This is a genomic window from Clavibacter lycopersici (assembly GCF_003576405.1).
GTDB lineage: Bacteria > Actinomycetota > Actinomycetes > Actinomycetales > Microbacteriaceae > Clavibacter > Clavibacter lycopersici.
Genome location: NZ_QWGT01000499.1, coordinates 1 through 687 on the forward strand (window position 1 = coordinate 1; position 687 = coordinate 687).

Here is a 687-nt window from a genome sequence, read left to right on the forward strand (position 1 = left end):
AGCCTCGCGACCGCCGAGGTGCCCACGCGCACGGCCGTCGCGGGACGCGCGCTCCGCGACGACCTCGCCGCGCTCGCCCTCATCCGGGCCGTGGACGTGGTGCTCGGGCGCGTGCCGCTCACGCCGGACATCGCGGCCGAGCTCGCCACCGGTCCGCTCGGCGGCCTCGACGGGATCCAGCTCCGGCGGCTGCGTCTCGCGATGCGCCAGGAGGAGCTCGCGGGCGACGGCCACCGCTCGAGCGACGAGCTGCTCGTCGAGGCGCTCGCCGCGCCCGGGCGGCTCGAGACGCTCGACCTGGGGCCGGCCCGCCGGCTCGCACGGCTCGCCCGCACGCTGCAGGGCGCGCGCGAGCTCGCCTCCGCGGACGGCACGATCGAGGAGCTGCTCTGGCACCTCTGGGAGGGCTCGGGGCTGGCGACGCCGTGGTTCGAGCAGGCGCTGCAGACGGGGATCGTGGCCGACCAGGCGAACCGCGACCTCGACGGCGTCGTGGCGCTGTTCACGGCGGCCCGGCGGTTCGTGGAGCGGAACCCGGGCCGTCCCGCGTCCGACTTCGTGGAGGAGCTGCTCGGCGCCGAGGTGCCCGAGGACACGCTCTCGCCGCACCCGCTCGCCGACACCGTGCTCGTGGCCACGCCGTCCGCGGTCGTGGGCGCGGGCTATGAGGTCGTCGCGGTCGCCGCG

General features: G+C 77.4%; 1 pseudogene. It reads left to right on the top strand.

Annotated features, from left to right (window positions below):
- Window positions 1-687 (top strand): annotated as a pseudogene (locus DZG00_RS16180) (ATP-dependent helicase); the annotation flags it as partial.